Below are 22354 nucleotides of genomic sequence, written 5' to 3'. Positions count from 1 at the left end.
ATGCCCGACGCGCTTCGAAGCGAGCCGCGGGTGGGATCGTTACCCTGTCCCAATGCGGCAAGAGGGTCGGGCATGACGCGTTTCCTGCTGCGCCGGTTGCTCAACTACATCGTGTTGCTCGCACTGGCGTCGTTCCTGACCTACTGCCTGGCCTCCGTGGTGTTTTCGCCGCTGGAAAGTTTGATGCAGCGCAGTCCCCGGCCGCCCCAGGCCGTGATCGACGCCAAAGCTCATGATCTGGGCCTGGACCGGCCCATTCCAATCCGTTATGCGAACTGGGCGTCGCATGCCGTGCAGGGAGACTTCGGCAAGACGATCACCGGCCAACCGGTGGGCACCGAACTGGGACGCCGGGTCGGCGTGACCCTGCGCCTGGTGGTGATCGGGTCGGTGGTTGGCACGCTGTTGGGCGTGACGCTCGGCGCCTGGGGCGCCATCCGCCAATACCGGCTCAGCGACCGCGTCGTCACCGCATTCGCATTCCTTGTGATGAGCACGCCGTCATTCGTCATCGCCTACCTGTTGATCATCGGCGCCCTACGCCTCAACTGGGCACTGGGATATCAACTGTTCGCCTACACCGGCGAGACGGCACCCGGTATCGACGGCGGTACCTGGGCGGCGCTGGTCGATCGGTTGAAGCACTTGGTGCTGCCGACCTTCACCCTGGCGTTGATGGCCGCCGCGGGGTACAGCCGCTTTCAGCGCAACGCAATGCTCGACATACTGGGGCAGGATTTCATTCGCACCGCCCGCGCCAAGGGCTTGACCCGCAGGCGTGCGCTGGTCAAGCACGGCCTTCGCACGGCGTTGATACCGATGGCGACGCTGTTCGCCTACAGCGTTGCCGGACTCGTCGGAGGGGCCGTCTTCGTCGAGAAGATCTTCGGCTGGCACGGCATGGGTGAATGGGTGATCCGAGGCATCTCCACCCAGGACACCAATATCGTCGTCGCCATCACGTTGTTCTCAGGCACCGTCGTGCTTTTGGCCGGCCTGCTCTCCGACATCTTCTACGCGGCGCTAGACCCACGGGTGCGCGTGTCATGACCGCTGCCGACACCGAAACAGCGGGATTCACCTCACGGCGCACCCTGGTGCTGCGGCGGTTCCTGCGCAATCGGTCCGCGGTGGTAGCACTGGTGATATTGGTGCTGCTGTTAGTCGGCTGTTACGCGCTGCCTCCCCTGCTGCCTTACTCGTATCAGGATCTGGATTTCGATGCGTTGCTGCAGCCGCCGAGCTTCCGTCACTGGCTGGGCACCAACGCTTTAGGTCAGGACCTGTTCGCTCAGACGTTGCGCGGCATGCAGAAGTCGATGCTCATCGGGGCCTGCGTCGCGATAATCTCCACCGGGATAGCCGCCACCGTCGGATCGATCGCTGGATATTTCGGCGGCCTTCGGGATCGCGCGCTGATGTGGTTGGTCGACTTGATGCTGGTAGTGCCCTCCATTCTGTTGATCGCGATTGCCTCGATGCGAACCAGAAACTCGGCCAACATCGCGTCGCTGATCGTGCTCCTGTCCGTGTTCGGCTGGATGGTCAGCTCACGCATAGTGCGCGGTTTGACCAAGGGTTTACGCGAGCTCGAATTCATCCGAGCGGCAAGGTATATGGGCGTGTCGAGTCGCCGGATCATCACCAGGCACGTGCTGCCCAATGTGGCATCGATCCTGATCATCGACGCCACCATCAACGTCGGCTCGGCCATCATGGCCGAAACCGGCCTGAGTTTCCTCGGTTTCGGCGTCCAGCCCCCGGATGTCTCGCTGGGCACTTTGATCGCCGACGGCACCCAGTCGGCAACCACCTTCCCCTGGGTGTTTCTGTTCCCGGCCGGAGCGCTGGTGCTGATTGTGTTGTGCACCAACCTGACCGGCGACGGACTGCGCGACGCGTTCGACCCCGGCGCCAAAACCCTGCGGCGCGGCCCCGCATGAGTCCACTGCTCGAGGTGACCGACCTGGCCGTCTCCTTCCCGACCGACGGCGCCCAAGTGACGGCGGTGCGCGGCATCAGCTATCACATCAACCCAGGTGAAGTGGTGGCGATGGTGGGCGAATCGGGTTCGGGAAAGTCCGCGGCGGCAATGGCGGTGGTCGGCCTGCTGCCGGAGTACGCGAAGGTAGCCGGTTCGGTTCGGCTACACGGCGCTGAACTGCTTGGCAGCGACGACAATACGATGTCGAAGGTCCGCGGCAAATCGATCGGTACGGTGTTTCAGGACCCGATGTCCGCGCTGACTCCGGTGTACACCGTGGGTAAGCAAATCGCCGAGACCATTCGGGTGCACCAGCCCGACGTCGGCAGGAAGGCGGCCGCGGTCCGTGCGGTCGAACTGCTTGAGCTGGTGGGTATCTCGCAGCCGCAGCAGCGGGCCCGGGCGTTCCCGCACGAGCTTTCCGGCGGCGAACGCCAACGCGTGGTGATTGCCATTGCGATCGCCAATGATCCCGACTTGTTGATCTGCGACGAGCCCACCACCGCGCTCGATGTGACCGTGCAGGCGCAGATCCTCGAAGTGCTCAGGAAGGCTCGGGACGTCACCGGGGCCGGAGTGCTGATCATCACCCACGACCTCGGTGTGGTCGCAGAGTTCGCCGACCGCGCGCTGGTCATGTACGCGGGGCGAGTCGTCGAATCGGCTCCGGTCAGCGATCTCTACCGTGATCGCCAAATGCCCTACACCATCGGACTATTGGGATCGGTCCCCCGACTGGACGCCCCCCAGGGCACCCGACTGGTCCCCATACCGGGGGCGCCCCCTTCGCTGGTCGACCTGGAGCCCGGGTGCCCGTTCGCAGCCCGCTGTCCGTTGGCCATCGACGAATGCGTGGCTGCGGAACCCGAGTTGCTCCCCGTGTCCGGCACTGTCGGCGCCGGTCACCGGGCCGCCTGCATTCGCACCGATCAGGTCGTCGGGCGCAGCGCAGCCGACATCTACGGTGTTGAAACCTCGCGGGCCGAAGCGGTGTCCGATGCCTCGACCGTCGTGGTGCGGGTGCGTGATCTGGTCAAGACCTACCCCTTGACCAAGGGCGTGGTCCTGCGCCGCGTCGTCGGCGAGGTACGGGCGGTGGACGGCGTGAGCTTCGAACTACAAGAGGGTCGAACTCTAGGGATCGTAGGTGAATCGGGGTCGGGCAAGTCGACCACCCTGCACCAAGTCCTGGAACTTGCTGCGCCACAGGCCGGTTCGATCGAGGTACTCGGCGCCGACGTCGCCACGCTGAGCAAGGCCGGTCGACGATCGCTGCGACGCGATATCCAGGTGGTTTTCCAGGACCCGGTGGCGTCGCTGGATCCGCGCCTGCCGGTCTTCGAACTGCTTGCAGAGCCGTTGCACGCCAACGGGTTCAGCAAGAGCGACACCAACGCCAAGGTGGCCGAGCTATTGGGCGTTGTGGGCCTGCGCCGAGCCGACGCCAGCCGCTACCCCGCGGAGTTCTCGGGTGGTCAGAAGCAGCGCATCGGCATCGCACGCGCGTTGGCGTTGCGGCCCAAGATCCTCGCCCTCGACGAGCCTGTATCCGCACTCGACGTCTCGATTCAGGCCGGCATCCTGAATCTTTTGCTGGACCTGCAAGATCGATTCGGCCTGTCATATCTCTTTGTCTCGCATGACCTTTCAGTCGTCAAGCACCTGGCGCATCGGGTGGTTGTGATGCATCGCGGCGCCGTCGTCGAGCAGGGTGACAGCCAGGAGGTGTTCGGTAATCCGCAACACGAATACACGCGACGACTGCTGGCCGCGGTACCGCAACCGGAGCCGCGCCATGACTAGCCTGGTGGCAAGGCTTCGCCGCGCGGCGGTGACAATGCTGGTCGCCACCGTGGTGTTGTCCGGATGCTCCGCCGGCGCCCAGACGACGACCGGCGCAAACATCGCAATAGGTGCCGGCAGCGACCTCAACCCGCAGGACCCGGCGACGTTACGCGAAGGCGGCGACCTACGCCTGGGGCTCAGCGACCTGCCGCCCAACTTCAACATCCTGCACATCGACGGCAACAACGCCGAAACGGCGAACATGCTCAAGGCGACCCTGCCGAGCGCCTTCCGAATTGGGGCGGACGGCTCGACGACGGTCAACACCGACTACTTCACCAGTGTCGAACTCACCGGGACCAACCCGCAGGTGGTCACCTACACGATCAATCCCAAGGCATTCTGGTCCGACGGCAACCCGATCACCTGGCGCGACATCGCCAGTCAGATCCATGCCCTCAGCGGGGCGGACAAGGCGTTCGAGATCGCCTCTACCGGTGGCGCCGAGCGAGTCGCCTCGGTGACCCGCGGCGTTGACGACCGGCAGGCCGTCATGACGTTCGCCAAACCCTACGCCGAGTGGCGCGGCATGTTCGCCGGCAACGGAATGCTGTTGCCGGCCAGCGTGACCGGCACCCCCGAAGCATTCAACACAAGATGGCTGGACATGCCCGATGTGTCGGCGGGTCCGTTCATCATGTCCGAACCGGACCGCGCCAAGCAGCGGATCACTTTGACCCGCAACACGAAATGGTGGGGGCGACGACCACGCCTGGATTCGATCACCTACCTGGTGCTCGACCCGACGGCGTCGTTGCCCGCGTTGCAGAACAATGCGATCGACGCGGCGGGGGTTGGTTTATTGGACCAACTCGTCATCGCCGAGCACACCAAGGGCATATCGATCCGGCGGGCACCCGGACCGAGCTGGACTCACTTCACCATGAATGGGGCCAAAGGATCGATGCTCCGCGAGCCCGCGCTGCGACTGGCGATCTGTCAGGGAATCGACCGGCGAATGATCGCGAAAGTCGCTCTGAACGGGTTGACGGGTGACCCGGCGCCACTGAACAACCACATCTTCGTAGCCGGACAGGCGGGATATCAGGACAACAGCCTCCCGTATGACCCGGAGCGGGCAAAGCGGGAGCTGGACTCGCTCGGGTGGAAGCTCAATCCTGGGGGCGAGTTCCGGGAGAAGGACGGTCGTCAACTCGTAATACGGCTGTTGTTTTACGAGTCGCCAAGCGCCAAAGTCTTCACCCAGATCGCCCAGCACAGCCTCGCCGACATCGGTGTCAAACTTCAACTCCAGGCGCGTTCGGGCAGCAGATTCTTCAGTGACTACGTCAATGTCGGGGACTTCGACATTGCGCTGTTTGGTTGGCAAGGCGACGCGTTCCCGCTGTCCGGGCTCACGCAGATCTACGCATCCTACGGAGAGAGCAACTTCGGCAAGATCGGCAGCCGCGAGATCGACGAGGCGATCGAGCAAACCCTCGGCGAGCTCGATCCCGGGAAGGCCCGCGCGCTGGCCAACGAAGTCGACCGACTGATCTGGGCCGAAGGATTCAGCCTGCCGCTTGTCCAATCTGTCGGAACGGTTGCTGTCCGCAGCGATCTGGCCAATTTCGGCGCGCGCGGGTTGGCCGATTTGGACTACACCGCGATCGGCTTCACGCGCTGAACCGGTGCCGTCGGCGGGGTATCGCAGCCTCCGCGGTGGCGGCAACGTCGATCGCCTTCCACAGCAGCCGCATCGGAAGCCGCGGGGGCAGCGCATCCAGAGCAGCTGCCTGCATTTCCAGTGTGCTGAAGCGGCCGCTACACACGGCAGCGCCAACGGCGAGGGCGAGCGGCTCACGAAAGTCCAGTGCCGCGTGGCCCATCGTGGGTAACCGCAGCAGGGTCGCGTTGGGCAGCAGGGATGCCACGCGCTCGGACACCGCCATTGGTGTGACGAGGTCGCGGCCTCCGGCGATCACTACCGTGGGCCAACCGAACCGTGGCATCTCGGCCACCAGATCATAGGGTTCGGCCTCGAAAGACACTGTGATGTCCATGGTTTCGCGCATCGCCTCGGCCGGGTCGAGCGGCAGGCCGTCGGGTTCGGCGGCGTAGTCGAGTTCACGAAGGGCGATCCGGTTGACCAGGTCGGGCTCGTACCGATATGGCGCCTTGCGGCTGACGCCCATGGTGGTCACTCGAACGATCGCCCGCCACAACATCTTTCGACCGGTGAGGAGCAGGTTGACTTGGTGTTCGAGCATGGCGACTCCGCCGTAGCCGTAGATCGTGACCGCGACCTGACCCGCGGCCGGAGTCATCACCCCGGCGTCGACCAGCCGTCGTATCTTTGGTGCTAGCTTCCTGGTTTCCGGCGTCTTGCCGTTCAGCAGGACGTCGCGCAGCGCATCGCGCACCGGGACGATGTCTCGATGGGACAGCACCGGCGAATCCAGAATCATCGCGTGCACCCGGCCGGGATGCCGGACCCCGACCCCGGCTGCAATGTAGCTGCCGTACGACGAGCCGAAGATGACGGCGGAGTCCACCTGCGCGTCGTCCAGCACCGCGGCCACGTCGTCAACCACCTGCTCGATGGTCAGTGCCTGCGGCGGCAGGTCGGCGCCGGAGTCGTCGTGGCGCGACATTCCCACCCCGCGGTGCTCGATCATTATCACGTCGAGTCCGGCGGCGGAGGCCCGACGGCGAAATCCCTGGTACAGCCGCAGCGACGCGACGCCTGGCCCGCCCGGGATGACGACCAGGGGGTGTGCCGACTTGTGGCCGGTGCGCACGTAGTAGAGATCGAACTCCTGGTCGCTGTCCGGGGAGACCGGCCTGCGCACCGGCCGCACCCCCGGCAGTCCGGCCAACTTGCGGTGTACCCGGCGCCGTTTCGCGTTCATCGTCATCGGTGGCGGCCCGTCATGGGTGCCATTCTGCCGATGGTCAACCAAGGATCAAGTCGGCGGCCTTCTCACCGATCAGCACCGACGGGGCATGCGTATGACCGCGGATCGTGCTGGGCATCACCGAGGCGTCGGCTATGCGCAGCCCGTCGACGCCGCGCACCCGCAGTTGAGGGTCGACGACGCTAGCGTCGTCGCTGCCCATTCGGCAGGTCCCGAGTGGGTGGTAGAGGGTGTGCGACGACGCCCTGAGGGCCAGGTCGAGGGTGGCTTCGTCCAGTTCGGTGCAGTTGCGCGGCCGCACGACGGGCCCCAGCACGTCCCGTAGCGAGGGGGCCTTGGCGATCTCGGCGCAAATCCGCAACCCGGCCAGCAGTGCGGCACGGTCTACGCCTTCCGGATCGGACAGGTAGCACGGGTCGATGATCGGCTTGTCGTGCGGATCAGCGGAACGCAGCATGAGGTGCCCGCGGCTTTCGGGCGCGACGAGGATCGGACCGAAGACCACCCCGTGGCCCGCCGCCGGGACCAACGCCTCGTCGTAGAAGGGTGCGGGCGCAAAGATCAGTTCCAGGTCGGGCAAGTCTAGATCGGCACGGCTGCGGACGAATCCGTACGCTTCACCCACGTTCGAGGTGAGCATGCCGCGCCGCCGCAACAGGTAGCTGAGGAGTTGCTTCGCCTTTTCAGCCGCGAACAGGCTATCCTCTTCGACGTCGAATCCCAGCGGCACGACCAGATGGTCGAGCAGATTCTGGCCCACTTCCGGTGCGTGGCAGACGGTTTCGATGCCGTGCTCGGTCAGGTGTGCACGGTCACCGATGCCCGAGAGCATGAGCAGCTGCGGGCTGTTGATCGAACCGCCGCACAGCACCACCTCGCGGCGCGCGTGCACCACCGACGTGTGACCGCCGCGCTCGTACTCGACGCCGACCGCACGGGTGCCGTCGAACACGATCCGCGTCGCCGTCGCCTCGGTGTACAGGGTGAGGTTCTGCCGGCTCATCGCCGGCTTCAGGTAGGCGTCGGCGGTGCTATACCGCGCACCGCGACGCTGGGTGACAACGGTTTCGCAGAAGCCCTCGGGCGCCGGAGAATTCGGCTGCGCGGCTGGATATCCGCATTCGCGTGTCGCGGCAAGCCAAGCTGCGGTCAACGGGCGGGGACTGCGCTGACGCGAAATGTGCAGCGGACCGGTGACGCCGCTGTCCTCACTGCTGACGAAGTGCCATGCCGCCGTGACATTCTCGATGCGACGGTAGTACTCGAGGACTTCCGCGGCGGACCAGTCCGGGCCAACCCGCTTGGCCCACTCGTCGTAGTCGGCCCCGAACCCGCGCACCCACATCATCGCGTTCATCGACGAACAACCGCCCAACACCTTGCCCCGGGGCCAATAGATCTGGCGCCCGTCGAGCGCGGGTTGCGGTTCGGTGAGATAGTCCCAGTCGACCTCGCTGCGGAACAGTTTCGAGAAGGCCGCTGGGATGCCGATGAATCTGTTCGTGTCGCCGGGACCGGCCTCCAATGCCGCTACCTGCGTGGCCGGATCGGCGCTGAGCCGGTTGATCACGGCAGCACCGGCAGAGCCGGTACCGACGACTACGTAGTCACGCTGAGTGTCCATGGTGCATCCCCGTTTCCGGCCGAGTTTATGCTTGCCGCCGCCAAAGCACTACGCGCTGAGATCGATGCGGTGCGCTCCCGTGACACTGTCGTACCGGTGGGGATTGCAGGTGAGCACCAGAACCTGGCCGTGGTTGCCGACAGCGTCGAACACCTCGCCCATCTTGGCCAACCGGTCGGGGTCAGTGAACCCCAGCGCGTCGTCCACGACCACAGGGACGGTGTCTTCCTTGGCGACCAGGGCTGCACAGGCCAGTCGCGCCAGGATGCCGAGTTGTTCTTTGGCCCCACCCGATAACGACTCGTAGGGCACGGTAACGCCGTTCAGTGTTCGGCTGAGAATGCACAGGTTGCTGTCGACCTCGATCTCCAAGCTGGGTCCGAACACCGGGCGTCCGAGCCGTTCGAGTTCCGCGCGGTACGGCTCCACGTAACGCAGGCGGGTGGTGTCACGGTGGCGGCCCATCACCGACCGCAGCAGGTGTGCGGACCTCGCGCGGCTTCCTACCCGGGCGTGCTGGCTGGCAGCGTGTTCGAGTTCGATCTCTGCGGCGTCGAGCTTGCCTTTTCGTCCTTCACTGCGCAGCACTGCTAGCTCGATGCTCACCTTTCGTAACGCCTCGACGGTCTCGTCGTGGCGCGCGTGCAGCGCTTCGACCACCTCTGCGGCTTCCTTGAGTTCGGCGGCCATCGTGTCCGGCGCGGCGGCTGCCAGCGCCTGGCTCAGTTGTGCAACGCGCTGCTCTGCGGCCTGCGCCGTCTGCCGCTCGGCGTCGGCCGAAGCCGCCAGGGCATCGTCGTCGACGGTTGAACGATCACCGGCCAACCGGGTGACCGAGGTGTCGAGCGCAGCGCGTTGTGCGGCTGCATCGTTCTCGAGAACGGTTGCGCGGGTGGTCGTTTCGGCTAGCCTGTGAGCGGCGGCGGCGGCGCTTTGGCGACGGACTTCGCACTCGGCGTAGGCCGCTGCCCGAGCCGCGTCAGCTTCGTTCCGTTGTGTGCGGGCAGTATCGGCGTCGAGGTCGACAAAGCCGGCTTCCGCCGATTGACTGGCGACCAACTGCGCCAGCCTCTCGCGGAGTTGTTCGGCATGTTCGTCGCCGCACAACCCGGCGAGCGTGGCAGTGAGCTGGTCGCGAGTTCGTTCCAGCTCGCGGCGGCATTCGTCGACCGATCGGGCCGTTGCCAGATCGGCAACACCGCCGGCCGCCAACGCGGCTTCGAGATTCTGTTGCGCTTCTTGGTGTTTCGCCTGAACGTCCAGGGCGGTGGCACCTGGAGTGATGCGAGCGGTCAACACGCCGGCGACCTGGACGTCAGTGGGACCGGTGGCGGTCACTGACCAACTTCCCCCGGCCGGTAGCACGATTTCCCGGTCGTCGACCGTTAGCGCGATGTCGGCGGCGGCGGTGAACTCCACGACCGCCGAGATCAACTCCAGTTGACCGCTGACACGGTCGACCGCGGCGGCGGAATCTTCGATGCGGCGCAGCAACCCTTGCGTCAGTGCGATCTCGGACAACTCTTTGACCACTCGGGACCGCTCGTGCTCGATGCGGTCGATGTTGGCAAGTCGGGCGCGCAAGCGCTCGGCCTCCTCACGCTCGGCGATCCCGTCGAGCGTGCGTTGAGCAGATTCGGCTCGGTCCTGCGCGGCCGTCAGAGCCCGTGCGGCGTCGGCGACCGCGGCTTCGCATGCCTCGGCGTCTCGCGCTGCCGCCGCCCGAAGCTCGGCCGCTTCCTGCGCCTGGGCCGCGAGGGCGGCAATAGTTGCTCTGCGAGTATCTATTTCGTCGATCAAATCGAGCCGCGCGGTGTGCGCGGCAGTGGATGCGGCGCTGGTCGCGACGGCGGCGGCCGCGATCAATGTTGCTTCTCGCACCTGGTCGGCAAGTGCGGCAATACGATCGGTTGCGGTCTGCGCGGCACACAAACGCGGCTCGGCGGCGCTGCATTGCTTGGCTAGCTCAGCCGCCTGCCTGGTCAGCTCGGCGTGGCTGTCCACCCTGTCCTCGACCTCTGCGACAGCGTTCGCACATTCGGCCACGGCAACCTTGGCGTCATCCAGTCGCTTGACCGCAGCCGCCCATTCGCCGGTCGGACGCCCTGTCGGGGTGAAATACCGGGCGAACTCGGCGTCGATGCGCTCGATCAGGATGGGCTCATTGCCGGACAGCGCCGCGTCGTCGCCCGCAGCGACGTCGAGTGCCCGTGACAGCGCATCGCAACCGGACAAATCCACCGCGGCGGTCGGCGCGGCCTGCAGTACCCGCTGAGCGCGCCACAACTCGGTGTCGACCGTTTCGGCCAGCATTGCGCGGACCCGCTCGTGCGCCTCGTCGCCGGTGAGCTGTTCGCGACGTGGCGCCAGCACCGTCAACTCGGTCTCGAACTTCTTGTGGAAGCGCTTGCGATACACGAAACGGTAAGGGCCGCTGCTGATCTCGGCGGTGACCTCAGAACCGACATCGGCATTGGTCGGTTTGACCTGCTTAACGTCTTTCTTGGTCGAGCGGTCCTTGGACTCCAGCAGCAGGTCCAGAGCTTCGATCATCGACGACTTGCCGATCTCGTTGGCGCCGCATACCACCACCACACCGTTGTCGGGAAATTCGATCTCCCGGTGCGTGATGCCGCGATAGTTCGTGAGGACCAACCGATGCAATTTCATGCCGCGCCCCGATCCGCCAGACGAAGCAGTAGCGCCAACGCGCCCTGGGCATCGACGGCGAACTCGGAGTCATCCGCACGTGCCGTGGCTACCAGCTCGTCGACCGCCGCGGCCGCAAACCCACCGATACCGAGCCCGTCGAATTCACCGTCTGCGGGGACCACCGCCAAGTCGGAATGGCTGTCCCACAACCGAAGCGAAGCAAACAGTCGCGAGTACCGGTCCAGGCATGCGTCCAGCGCGGCGCGGTCGGTGACCGTCAACGAGCCCGTCAGCGCAAGACGCACGACGGTGCGGTCCTTCTCGTTCATCAGGTCCAGGTTGAGATCGAGATCGGCGACGCAGCGATTCGTGTCGACCTCTCGGCGGAGGGTGACAAAACGCCAACGGCCGACGTGGCGAGCCTCGACCGTGACGGTTCGAGCTGGATCGTTCTCGTCGACGTCAACGATCAGGACATGACCAGGGTCAGCTTCGACGTCGTCATAATTGGTGACTTCCGGTGAACCGGAATACCAGACCCGTCCCGTGCCGCCCACCTCAGTGCGAGAGTGCTTGTCGCCCAAGGCAACATAATGAATTGCCCCGTCGCGCAACGCTTTCTCGACGGTATTCAGCTTGATCAGTGACGGCTTATCCCGGTCTGGGTCGAGCACGTCGACACCGCCGTGCGCGACGAGTACGCGTGTGGTGTCGGCGGATTCGGACACGCCTTCAAGCACTTCGGCGACGAGATCAGCGGTGGGCGCCTTCGACCGCCAAGGAGCGGCGAGGATCTCGACGCCGGGGCGCACCTCATGCACGCCGGACGATTCGAGCACGATGACGTTGTCGGGGCATTCGGCGGTGAACAATTCGCCGGTGTAGACCGACGACGCATCCAGCGGGTCGTGGTTACCGGGCAGCAGATAGACCGGTATACCGATGGCGCGCATGGCTTCCAGTGATTGGCCGACGACCTGCGGTGCGAGCTGGTTGTGTTCGAAGACGTCGCCGGCGGCGACGACGAACTCCGCACCCACTTCGGCGGCCAGGACGCCCAGACCGGCCACCGCGTCACGGCGGGCAGCTGAATACCGGGGCTGCGCGTCGCCGGAAAGGAAGTGCCGCGTCATGCCCAGTTGCCAATCGGCGGTGTGCAGGAATCGCATGCCCGGAACCCCTTTCTTCGAACGTGTTTGGTACTGCCTCGGGAGTGTAGGGGTTGGTACCGACAACTCTTGGGACGTCGATCGGCAGGTCCGATCTTGTCGGGGCCGAGCGGTAGTATTCGAACATGCTTTCGAGTTCTTGTGATGAGGTTGCGGAGGTCTTCGATGCGTACGATGCCGCGTTGGATCGGGTGTGTGCGTTGTCTTTTGACGCGTTCACCACCCGGGAGCGGTTGTGGGCGTTGGAGTGGTTGGAGCGGGGCAACCGCCGGATGCGGGCCCCGCAGCATTCGTTGATCAATGGGGTCGGCGCCCAGGCCAGCGCTGAAGAGTTGGGTGGGACGCTGCGGGGTGCGTTGGCCGACCGGTTGCGGATCACCAAAGCCGAAGCCGGCCGCCGCATCGCCGACGCCCAAGACCTCGGGCCGCGCCGCGCGTTGACCGGGCAGCCCTTGGCGCCGGTGCTCAGTGCGACCGCTCAGGCTCAGCGCGAGGGTTTGATCGGCGACGGGCACGTCAAAGTCATCCGCGACTTCTTCGACCACCTGCCCGCCACCGTGGACGTGTTCACCCGCGAGGCCGCCGAAGCCGACCTGGCCGCCAAAGCCTGTGAATACCGGCCCGATCAGGTCGCCAAATACGCCCGCCACCTGATGGATCTGCTGCACCCCGACGGGGACTTCTCCGACCAAGAGCGCGCCCGCAAACGCAGTCTCACCCTGGGCGCCCAGGACGCCGATGGCATGTCCCGGTTGACCGGCGTGATCACCCCCGAGTTACGCGCACTGCTGGAGGCTGTCTGGGCCAAACTCGCCGCCCCGGGCATGTGCAACCCCGACGATGAGGCTCCACGCGTGGACGGCGAACCCGACGAGGAAACCGCCCGCCGCGACACCCGCAGCACCAGCCAACGCCACCACGACGCCCTGGTCGCCGGGATCCGCGCGCTGTTCGCCTCCGGCGATCTGGGTCAGCACCGTGGGCTGCCCGTGTCGGTCATCGTCACCACTACGTTGAAGGATCTGGAAGCCGGCACCGGTAAAGCCCGCACCAGCGGCGACACCCTGCTCCCCATGACCGACCTGATCCGCATGGCCAGCCACGCCCACCACTATTTGGCGATCTTCGACGGCGCCAAACCCCTGGCGCTCTACCACGGCAAACGCTTGGCCTCCCCGGCCCAACGGATCATGCTGGCCGCCATGCACCGGGGTTGCACCAAACCGGGCTGCGACGCCCCGGCCTACCACAGCGAAGTCCACCACGTCACCGGCTGGACCACCACCGCCCGCACCGACATCACCGACCTCACCCTGGCCTGCGGCCCCCACAACAGACTCGCCGAAACCGGCTGGACCACCCGCACCAACACCCACCACCAAACCGAATGGCTCCCACCACCCCACCTCGACCACGGCCAACCCCGCACCAACAGCTTCCATCACCCGGAGAAACTCTTCACCCACGAAGACGACGAGACAGACGACGACGAGGGTGCTCCGTAGCGACGCTCGTCCGGCGGTGGCTAACGTGTGTCCGATGGACGAGCGGCATCTCAACCTCGTATTGATGCGGCACGCAAAGTCGGCATACCCCAGCGGCGTGGCCGACCACGATCGCCCGTTGGCGCCGCGAGGCAGCAGGGAGGCCGGACTTGCCGGTGAATGGCTGCGCGCCAACCTGCCTGAAGTCGACGCGGTGCTCTGCTCCACAGCGACTCGTGCCCGAGAGACGTTGACGTGCACAGGCGTCGACGCGCCGGTGCGCTACGTCGTGCAGCTTTACGGCGCCACTCCCGGCGGCGTCATCAGCGAAATCAACAAGATCGGCGACGAGGTCAGCACGCTGCTCGTCGTCGGCCACGAACCGACGACGTCCTCGGTGGCACTCATCCTGGCCGATACCGAGAGCAGCAACATCGCCGCAGCGGAAAGCATGTCGGACAAGTATCCGACCTCGGGCATTGCGGTGCTGCGCGTCCCGGGCAGCTGGTCAGAGCTGGAACCCGGGGGCGCTGCGCTGGTGGATTTCCACGTGCCGCGCTAGTCCGGCTTGCGCGACTCCTCCTCAGCCCGCTACGCGGGCCGCATCGTCGGCGCTAGAGCCCGATTGCGCGACTCCTCCCCAGCCCGCTACGCGGGCCGCATCGTCGGCGCTAGAGCCCGATTGCGCGACTCCTCCCCAGCCCGCTACGCGGGCCGCATCGTCGGCGCGCTAGAGCCCGATTGCGCGACTCCTCCTCAGCCCGCTACGCGGGCCGCATCGTCGGCGCGCTAGGCGTTGGTGGCGAGCGTCAGTTCCATCAGTTTGATCGCCTGCCCGCACGCATCGATGCCGGGCACCTGCGGATTGATCCACCAGCCCACCACGCCGGCGGCATCGCTGGCCACACCACAGGACCCGTTGGGATCGCTCGGGCGCATCACAATCGAGTCGATGCCCTGAATGGACCGCGTCTCGATCTGATACTTCAAACCCTCGGCGACCTTGCGCTCGTTGCTCAAGCTCCCCTGCTCAAACCAAAACCGGGTGATGTCGATCAGACCCGCGGGGTTGGCCGCCTGCCACCGGCAGATGGCTCCCACGAACGTGCTCTGAATGTCCAGCGGATCGGCACCTACCGTCTTGGCCAGAATGTCGGTGGTCAGCACCTCGCACTCTTTGAGCAAATTCGGGTATTGCCGCTGGGAATTGTCGTTGCGGGGAACCCCTCCCCCGCCAGCTTTGACGGCCTGCCCATCGACCGAGCGCGAACAGCCGGTCAGCACCATCAGCACGGCGACCAGCGCCGCGACTCCAACCCGCATGCTTCCGCGACTCATTTCGAATTCGCAATCGACTGACGGGTCAGTTCCTTTGCGATGTCACACGCCGGCGGGAACGGCTTCTGACTGAAGCTCACCGACCATTCGATGAAGTCGTCCTGAAACTGAATTCCCACCTCGCACAGCGAATCGCCCAGACTCGGCTCGTTGCCGACGGCGATGAACCCGCCGTGACCGTTGATGTTGATGTCCTCGACGCTGGCGCGCGACAACTCCTCGGTTTTGCGTTCCCGGCCGATCGGGCTGCCGCGATACCAGGAGAAAGAGAAGTGCGGACCCGAGATACCGCCGCCGGCCAGCCACTGGCAACCCACCGAATTCTTCGCGGTGTTGACCAGCCCGGTGATCTTGGTCAGCTGCGTCACCGTCTCGTCCGTGACACCGCCGCACTGCGGAAAGAAGGGGCCGTGCTTGCCCTCAGCGTTTCCCGGCGTCGACGGAACCGTCGCGTCCGGCTTGTTGTCGTCGGAACTCGAGCACCCTGAAATTCCGAGAAGAATAGCCACCAAGACCAGTAAAGCCGTCAGGGGCACCATCCGCGTCGTCGAATTACGCCGCACCGCTACCCGGCCATTTCTGAGGTTGCTGCTGCTCCACACGTTGCACTGTAGCGGGAGCCCAGCGGGTCAACCACCGACACGCCACCTGATCAGGCATTTCAGCGCTGCCCGTTGGCGAGTCGGCGGAAGCGACTGGCATCGCACCGGTGTGCAACAGTTACCCCATGCTCCTGGCCCTACTGCGCCAGTACATTCGGCCGTACCGACGGCTCGTTGCGGCGTTGATGGTGCTGCAGTCGATCAGCACCCTCGCGTCGCTGTACCTTCCCACCGTCAACGCCGCGATCATCGACGACGGAGTGTCCCAGGGCGACACGGCAGCCATCGTGCGGCTGGGCGTGGTGATGCTGGTGGTCACCGGGCTGCAGGTGCTGTGCGCCGTCGGCGCCACCTACCTCGGTTCCCGAACCGGGACGGGCTTCGGCCGCGATCTTCGGGCCGCGATGTTCGAACACGTCATCACGTTCTCCGAACCGGAAACCGCCCGGTTCGGTGCGGCCACCTTATTGACACGCAGCACCAACGACGTCCGGCAAATCGTCTTCCTGGTGCAGACGACGGCCACCGTGCTGGTCACCGCACCGATCATGTGCGTCGGCGGCGTCATCATGGCCATCCATCAGGAGTCCGCGCTGACCTGGCTGCTGCTGGTCAGCGTCCCCGTCATGGCGGTAGCCAATTTCTGGATCGTCTCGCACATGCTGCCGCTGTTCCGCAGCATGCAACGCCTGATCGATGGCATCAACCGGGTACTGCGGGACCAGCTTTCCGGTGTCCGGGTGGTACGGGCGTTCACCCGGGAACAGTTCGAACGCGACAGGTTCGACCAAGCCAACATGGCGCTGTCCAACGCGGCCCTGTCCGCGGGCAACTGGCAGGCGTTGATGCTTCCGGTGACAACCTTGACCATCAACCTGTCCAGCGTCGCGCTGATCTGGTTCGGAGGACTCCGCATCGACCGGGGCCAGATGGAAGTCGGGTCGCTGATCGCCTTCCTGGCGTACTTCGCCCAGATTCTGATGGCGGTGCTGATGGCGACGATGACGTTGGTGGTACTGCCGCGGGCCTCGGTCTGCGCCGAACGCATCACCGAGGTGTTGTCCACCCGTGCGGCGGTCCAGAGTCCGGCCGAGCCCAGCTTTCCGCCGCGTGGAATCACCGGCGTCGTGCGCCTGGACCGGGTGGCGTTCACCTATCCCGGCGCGGATTGCCCGGTGCTGCAACATATCTCGTTCGCCGCACAGCCGGGCACCAGCACGGCGGTGGTCGGCAGCACCGGCTCGGGCAAGTCGACGCTGATCTCCCTGATCGCCCGGCTTTACGACGTCACCGACGGCAGCGTGACGGTCGACGGCGTCGATGTCCGCGACTACGACACCGAGCGACTGTGGTCGGCGATCGGCCTGGTGCCCCAGAGCGGCTACCTGTTCACCGGCACAGTCGCGGACAACCTGCGGTACGGCGCCGCCGAGGCAACCGACGAGCAGATGTGGGACGCACTGCGAGTCGCCGGCGCAGAGGACTTCGTGCGACCGCACGGGCTGCAGATGCGCGTCGCACAGGGCGGGATCAACTTCTCCGGCGGGCAGCGTCAACGATTGGCGATCGCGCGAGCGGTAATTCGCCGGCCGGCCATATACCTGTTCGACGACGCGTTCTCAGCGCTTGACGTGCACACCGAAGCCCGGGTGCGTCGCGCGCTACGTGAGGCGGCGAGCGAAGCGACGATGATCGTTGTCACGCAACGCATTTCGACAGCAGCACGGACCGACCACGTGATCGTGCTGGACAATGGCAACATCGTCGGCGCCGGCAGCCACGAGTCGCTGCTCGACGACTGCCCCACCTATGCCGAATTCGCCGCCTCACAGTCGGTGAGCGCGGTTGTCGGGGGCGCGCAATGACCGCGCCCATGAATGCCCGGCCGCGCGGTGCCGCCCCAGCGCCGCCCAATATGCGCTCCCGCGACTTTCGCGGATCGGCGCGCCGGCTGCTGCGACGGCTGGCCCCCCAACGACGGCTGAGCATCGCGGTGATCGTGCTGGGCATCGCCGGCACCGGCATCGGCGTCGTCGTCCCGCGGATCCTCGGGCACGCAACCGATCTGCTGTTCAACGGCGTGATCGGGCGACAGCTGCCGGCGGGTATCACCAAAGCGCAGGCTGTCGCCGCCATCCGCGCACGCGGCGACAACACGTTCGCCGACCTGCTGTCCGGAATGCAAGTGGTGCCCGGCCAGGGTGTGGACTTCGGCGCCGTGATACGCACCCTGACGCTGGCGCTCGCATTGTATATTGTTGCCGCCCTGTTGCTTTGGTGCCAAGCACGACTGTTGAACCTAACCGTGCAGCGAACCATCACCAGGCTGCGCGCCGATGTCGAGGACAAAGTGCACCGCCTGCCGCTGTCCTATTTCGACCGACAACAGCGTGGTGAACTGCTCAGCAGGGTCACCAATGACATCGACAACATGCAAGCTTCGTTGTCGATGACGATCAGCCAGCTGGTGACCTCGCTTCTGACCGTGGTCGCGGTGCTGGCGATGATGATGTGGATATCGCCGCTGCTGGCACTGATCACCGTGTTCACGGTTCCGTTCTCACTGTTGGTCACGCGTGCGATCACTCGCCGCTCGCAACGGTTGTTCATGGCGCACTGGACCAGCACCGGACGGCTCAACGCCCATATCGAGGAGACGTACAGCGGCTTCACCGTAGTCAAGACGTTCGGTCACCAGGCCGCGGCACGAGAGCAGTTCCGCAAGCTGAACGGTGACGTCTACCAGGCAAGCTTCGGCGCTCAATTCTTCTCCGGCCTGGTGGGGCCGGCGACGGGGTTCATCGGCAACCTGGGCTATGTCGCAGTCGCGGTGATCGGGGGTCTGCAGGTCGCGACCGGACAGATCACACTGGGCAGCATCCAGGCGTTCATCCAGTACGTCCGCCAGTTCAATACTCCGGTGGGCCAGGTCGCCGGGATGTACAACACGTTGCAGTCCGGGGTGGCAAGCGCCGAGCGGGTATTCGATCTGCTCGACGAGCCCGAAGAAAGCCCGGACCTCCATCCGGCCCCCGCCGACACCCGCACCCCGGCTTCCGGGCGGGTCGAGTTCGAACACGTCACCTTCGCTTACCACCCGGGCCACCCGGTAATCCACGATCTGTCGCTGATTGCCGAACCGGGCAGCACCGTCGCGATTGTCGGACCGACCGGCGCGGGTAAAACGACGCTGGTGAACCTGCTGATGCGGTTCTACGATGTCGACTCCGGCCGGATCCTGCTCGACGGTGTTGATATCGCAACCATGGATCGGCAGCGGTTGCGGTCGCGGATCGGCATGGTGCTGCAAGACACCTGGTTGTTCGACGGGACCATCGAAGAGAACATCGCTTATGGACGTCCCGACGCCAGCACCGCTGAGGTACTCGCTGCGGCAAAGGCGGCCTACGTCGACCGGTTCGTGCACACCTTGCCCGCCGGCTACCAGACCCGGGTCAGCGGCGACGGCGGCAACATCAGCGTCGGTGAAAAGCAGCTCATCACGATCGCCCGGGCCTTCCTGGCCCGTCCGCAGCTGCTGATCCTGGACGAAGCCACCAGCTCGGTCGACACCCGAACCGAGCTGCTGATCGCGCGGGCTACCGGCGAACTCCGTCGCGATCGGACGAGTTTCCTTATCGCCCATCGTCTTTCAACGATTCGCGACGCGGATCTGATCGTGGTCTTGCAAGCCGGAAGGGTCGTTGAGCAAGGCAGCCACACCGAACTGGTGGCGCGCCGCGGCGCGTATTACGAAATGACGCGCGCCTGATTCGGGCTCGGCGCCACCGGTCGCTCGGTCGGCAGCCGAACATCAGCGGCATCTGCGCCACGGCCGATGCGGCGACGGTACGCACCTGCCGGACGAAGGGTGCCCGCGCGGGTCTTCCGCTCTAGTCCAGACGCACCCACCCCGCACACTTCGGTGACGGCGACCATGCCCGAATGCGGCAAGCAGGTCAGGCCCGAAGCGGCGGCTACATCGACACCGGGCCGGCAACTGGACGAGTTACTCCAAGAATTCGTCAAGATAACGAATAGGCCGACGTCTGAACCTTTTCTCGACGAGCCAGTCCGCCTGCGGACCGCGAACCCCTGAAAACTCGCGGACCGCGAACCACGAAAACGAATGTCGAGAAAAGGACAACACGATGAAGAGCCGCACGATCTCCGCGGTGGCGAAGACCGCCCTCTTTTTCAGCGTCACCGCCGCCGTCGCCCTGGGCCAGGCCGGACCGGCCGAGGCATTGCCGACCAGATCTGGTCCCACCATGTTCGGCGACCCGACCGCTGCCGCCAAGTACTGGCGGCACCAGAACTACGACGACTGCGCCATCATGTCCAGCGCGGACGTCGTCGGCCAGATCACCGGCAAGCTCCCCTCGGAGCGGTCCATCATCAAGGTGGCCCAAGCCACCCCCAGTGTCGTGCACCCGGGTTCGATCTACGTCAAGCCGGCCGACAAGCACGACCCGGACTCGGGGCTGGGCACCAACCCGGGTGACCTGCCGACCCTGTTGGCGCACTACGGGATCCACGCAACCAATGTCGATGCGGACCACACCGGCAAGACCGGCCTGACAACCGGGATGGACGCCCTCGAGCAGTACCTGGGCAGTGGCCGAGGGGTAATCGTCGGGCTCAATGCCGAAATGATCTGGAACCAGCCGGTCGAGAACACCGGCACCGACGGCAAGCCCCGCAGCGATCACGCGGTGGTGGTGACCGGCGTCGACACGGCCAACGGCGTCGTGCACCTCAACGACAGCGGCACACCCAAGGGCAAGGACGAGCAGGTTCCGATGGCCGTTTTCGTCAAAGCATGGGCTACCAGCCACAACTTCATGACCGTCACCGACGAGACGCGCAAGTCATAACAGACCGGAGATGCGTTGCACCGGAACGGTTCAGCACCCTACCGCACACCGATCACCTCATGAATTCGATGAACCACCAAAAGCTCTGCGCCACAACGCGATTGTCAACACCGTGCGGAGCACCGCGCGGGCGGGATCAGGATTCGAGTAGCCGGCCTGTCACTGTCGGATTACCGCGGATGCACCAACTTTCCGCCGTTATGCCGCAGAATGACAGGACGCACCCCATAGACAAGACGCATATAGGCCAGGAAAGAATGACGAGGAACGGCGCCGTTTTGGCACGTCGCTGTTTCGGAAGCTGTTCGGCAGGCACCGGAAGGCCGCGGAGGACCCTCAATGGCTGGTAGCGCGATGGACGTACGTCTCGAGTTCGGCGTGCTCGGACCACTGGAGATGAAGATCGACGGCACCCTGGTGCCGCTGGGCACACCCAAGCAGCGCGCGGTGCTGGCCATGCTGGTGATCAACCGGAACCGGCCCGTCGGGATCGATGCGCTGATCACCGCCCTGTGGGAGGAGTGGCCGCCGTCGGGGGCACGGGCCAGCATCCATTCCTACGTGTCGAATCTGCGCAAGCTGGTCAGTGGCTCCGGGGCCGACCCGCGTGTGGTTCTGGCAGCGGCGCCCCCGGGGTACCGGCTCACGATCCCCGAACAAAGCTGCGATCTGGGCCGGTTCATCGTCGAGAAGACGGCGGGCGTGCACGCCGCGGCGGCCGGGCGGTTCGAGGAGGCCAGTCGGCACCTGTCGGCGGCGCTGGGCGAGTGGCGGGGATCGGTACTCGACGACCTGCGCGACTTCCAATTCGTCGACTCCTTTGCCACCGCGCTGGTGGAGGACAAGATCCTGGCGCACACCGCCAAGGCGGAGGCCGAGATCGCCTGCGGGCGAGCGTCGGCGGTCATCACGGAACTCGAGCCGCTGACCGTGGAACACCCCTACCGCGAACCGCTGTGGGCACAACTGATCACCGCTTACTACCTGACGGATCGCCAGTCCGATGCGTTGAACGCCTACCGTCGGGTCAAGACCACGCTCGCCGACGACCTCGGCATCGACCCCGGCCCCACGCTGCGTGCGCTCAACGAACGGATCCTGCGCCAGGAACCTCTGGACGCGAAACAGAACGCCAAGGTGACTGCCGTGGGCACGGTCACGGCACTGGATCAGCGCACCAACGCCGCCCGCCAGAAGGTTGCGGCGTACCTGCATGAGATCGCAACCGGTCGCGACTATCCCCTGCGCGGCGCGGCGACCCGAATCGGCCGTCTCAGCGACAACGACATCGTCTTGGACAGCGCCAACGTCAGCCGCCACCACGCGGTCATCGTCGACACCGGAACCAACTTCATCATCAACGATCTACGGTCGTCGAACGGCGTACATGTGCGGCACCAACGGATCCGAGTCGCGGCCACGATCTGCGATGGTGACCACATCGGAATCTGCGATCACGAGTTCACCTTCCGTGTCGCCGCGCAGACACAAGCCTGAGGTTCACCGCTGGACACGAAACTAGTTGTTGCTCAATCTATTTCGTTGCTCGATCCGAGTCCCGACGCGCCCGTCCGGTGGTCCGGGATCATGCCCCGGACGCCGGGGTTTGGGCGCAAATAGCGCGGGTGGCGCAGTCGACTGCCTTATTGGCAAGCGCCCACCGTCCCGATTAGCGTCATGGTTGCTGGGCCCGGTGGTTGCGTTCGATGCGATACGTGAAGGGTGTTGATAGTGTCGGCGGGATTCGGGTTGGTTGAGGAGGAGCAGCGATGAGCGAGGCATCAGACTCGCGGGTGGGCTCGACGTTCGGCCCGTACCATCTCAAACGGTTGCTGGGCCGCGGCGGGATGGGCGAGGTCTACGAGGCCGAGCACACCGTCAAGGAGTGGACCGTCGCCGTCAAAGTGATGACCGCCGAATT

17 protein-coding genes are annotated in these 22354 nt (G+C 65.3%); 11 read left to right on the top strand and 6 right to left on the bottom strand.

What is annotated here, in order from left to right; translation table 11 throughout:
• Nucleotides 1-72 precede the first annotated feature (72 nt).
• From A5636_RS17600 to A5636_RS17585, 4 genes are read left to right on the top strand one after another with little or no spacing between them, the layout of a single operon-like run.
• Entirely contained in the window at nt 73-1050 is a 978-nt protein-coding gene (locus tag A5636_RS17600; RefSeq protein WP_065159926.1) for an ABC transporter permease, read from the top strand.
• The gene (locus tag A5636_RS17595) at nt 1047-1943 is read left to right on the top strand and encodes an ABC transporter permease (protein ID WP_065159925.1); all 897 of its coding nucleotides are present in this window, start codon (nt 1047-1049) and stop codon (nt 1941-1943) included. Before A5636_RS17600 ends, A5636_RS17595 begins: the two co-directional genes overlap by 4 nt.
• Nucleotides 1940-3787, top strand: a complete 1848-nt coding sequence (locus A5636_RS17590) for a dipeptide ABC transporter ATP-binding protein (protein ID WP_065159924.1) — start codon at nt 1940-1942, stop codon at nt 3785-3787. The genes A5636_RS17595 and A5636_RS17590 overlap by 4 nt, the downstream gene beginning before the upstream one ends.
• Complete coding sequence (locus A5636_RS17585) at nt 3780-5456, top strand: ABC transporter family substrate-binding protein (RefSeq protein ID WP_065159923.1); 1677 nt, start codon at nt 3780-3782, stop codon at nt 5454-5456. The genes A5636_RS17590 and A5636_RS17585 overlap by 8 nt, the downstream gene beginning before the upstream one ends.
• Here A5636_RS17585 and A5636_RS17580 read toward each other — a convergent pair.
• Genes A5636_RS17580 through A5636_RS17565 form a run of 4 tightly spaced genes read right to left on the bottom strand, consistent with a single transcriptional unit; the run spans nt 5446 to nt 12132 of the window.
• Complete coding sequence (locus tag A5636_RS17580) at nt 5446-6687, bottom strand: alpha/beta hydrolase (RefSeq protein ID WP_065159922.1); 1242 nt, start codon at nt 6685-6687, stop codon at nt 5446-5448. The two genes, A5636_RS17585 and A5636_RS17580, sit on opposite strands and share 11 nt — an antisense overlap.
• 37 nt (nt 6688-6724) lie before the next feature.
• Nucleotides 6725-8311 (bottom strand): GMC family oxidoreductase, encoded by a 1587-nt coding sequence (locus tag A5636_RS17575; RefSeq protein WP_065159921.1) that lies wholly within the window; start codon nt 8309-8311, stop codon nt 6725-6727.
• Nucleotides 8312-8359: 48 nt separating this feature from the next.
• Nucleotides 8360-10981 (bottom strand): AAA family ATPase, encoded by a 2622-nt coding sequence (locus A5636_RS17570; RefSeq protein WP_065159920.1) that lies wholly within the window; start codon nt 10979-10981, stop codon nt 8360-8362.
• Complete coding sequence (locus A5636_RS17565) at nt 10978-12132, bottom strand: metallophosphoesterase family protein (RefSeq protein ID WP_065159919.1); 1155 nt, start codon at nt 12130-12132, stop codon at nt 10978-10980. Before A5636_RS17565 ends, A5636_RS17570 begins: the two co-directional genes overlap by 4 nt.
• Nucleotides 12133-12257: 125 nt before the next feature.
• Between A5636_RS17565 and A5636_RS17560 the strand changes: the two genes are divergently transcribed.
• The gene (locus A5636_RS17560; protein WP_065159918.1) at nt 12258-13637 is read left to right on the top strand and encodes an HNH endonuclease signature motif containing protein; all 1380 of its coding nucleotides are present in this window, start codon (nt 12258-12260) and stop codon (nt 13635-13637) included.
• A 34-nt stretch (nt 13638-13671) separates the two neighbouring features.
• Nucleotides 13672-14178 carry a SixA phosphatase family protein gene (locus A5636_RS17555; RefSeq protein ID WP_065159917.1) on the top strand — a complete coding sequence of 169 codons (507 nt, stop codon included), beginning with the start codon at nt 13672-13674 and terminating at the stop codon, nt 14176-14178.
• A gap of 227 nt (nt 14179-14405) precedes the next feature.
• Here A5636_RS17555 and A5636_RS17550 read toward each other — a convergent pair whose 3' ends face one another.
• The gene (locus A5636_RS17550; RefSeq protein ID WP_065159916.1) at nt 14406-14939 is read right to left on the bottom strand and encodes a DUF3558 domain-containing protein; all 534 of its coding nucleotides are present in this window, start codon (nt 14937-14939) and stop codon (nt 14406-14408) included.
• 11 nt (nt 14940-14950) lie between these two features.
• Nucleotides 14951-15493 carry a DUF3558 domain-containing protein gene (locus A5636_RS17545; RefSeq protein WP_081287854.1) on the bottom strand — a complete coding sequence of 181 codons (543 nt, stop codon included), beginning with the start codon at nt 15491-15493 and terminating at the stop codon, nt 14951-14953.
• 188 nt (nt 15494-15681) lie between these two features.
• Between A5636_RS17545 and A5636_RS17540 the strand changes: the two genes are divergently transcribed.
• From A5636_RS17540 to A5636_RS27410, 5 genes are all read left to right on the top strand, one after another.
• On the top strand, nt 15682-17421 hold the full coding sequence (locus A5636_RS17540; RefSeq protein WP_065159915.1) for an ABC transporter ATP-binding protein: 1740 nt from the start codon (nt 15682-15684) through the stop codon (nt 17419-17421).
• Nucleotides 17418-19328, top strand: coding sequence for an ABC transporter ATP-binding protein (locus tag A5636_RS17535; RefSeq protein WP_065159914.1), 1911 nt, complete (start codon nt 17418-17420; stop codon nt 19326-19328). The genes A5636_RS17540 and A5636_RS17535 overlap by 4 nt, the downstream gene beginning before the upstream one ends.
• A 379-nt stretch (nt 19329-19707) precedes the next feature.
• Nucleotides 19708-20433: a C39 family peptidase gene (locus A5636_RS17530; RefSeq protein WP_065159913.1), complete on the top strand. Its 726-nt coding sequence runs from the start codon at nt 19708-19710 to the stop codon at nt 20431-20433.
• A gap of 339 nt (nt 20434-20772) precedes the next feature.
• Nucleotides 20773-21930: an ATPase/transcriptional regulator EmbR gene (gene embR / locus A5636_RS17525; protein WP_065159912.1), complete on the top strand. Its 1158-nt coding sequence runs from the start codon at nt 20773-20775 to the stop codon at nt 21928-21930.
• Between the two features lie 272 nt (nt 21931-22202).
• Nucleotides 22203-22354, top strand: a 152-nt coding sequence (locus tag A5636_RS27410; RefSeq protein WP_253900630.1) for a hypothetical protein, incomplete at its 3' end; no start/stop codon positions are given.

The sequence above is a fragment of the Mycobacterium asiaticum genome, assembly GCF_001673315.1.
GTDB lineage: Bacteria > Actinomycetota > Actinomycetes > Mycobacteriales > Mycobacteriaceae > Mycobacterium > Mycobacterium asiaticum_B.
This window is presented reverse-complemented; position numbering and strand designations above follow the sequence as displayed.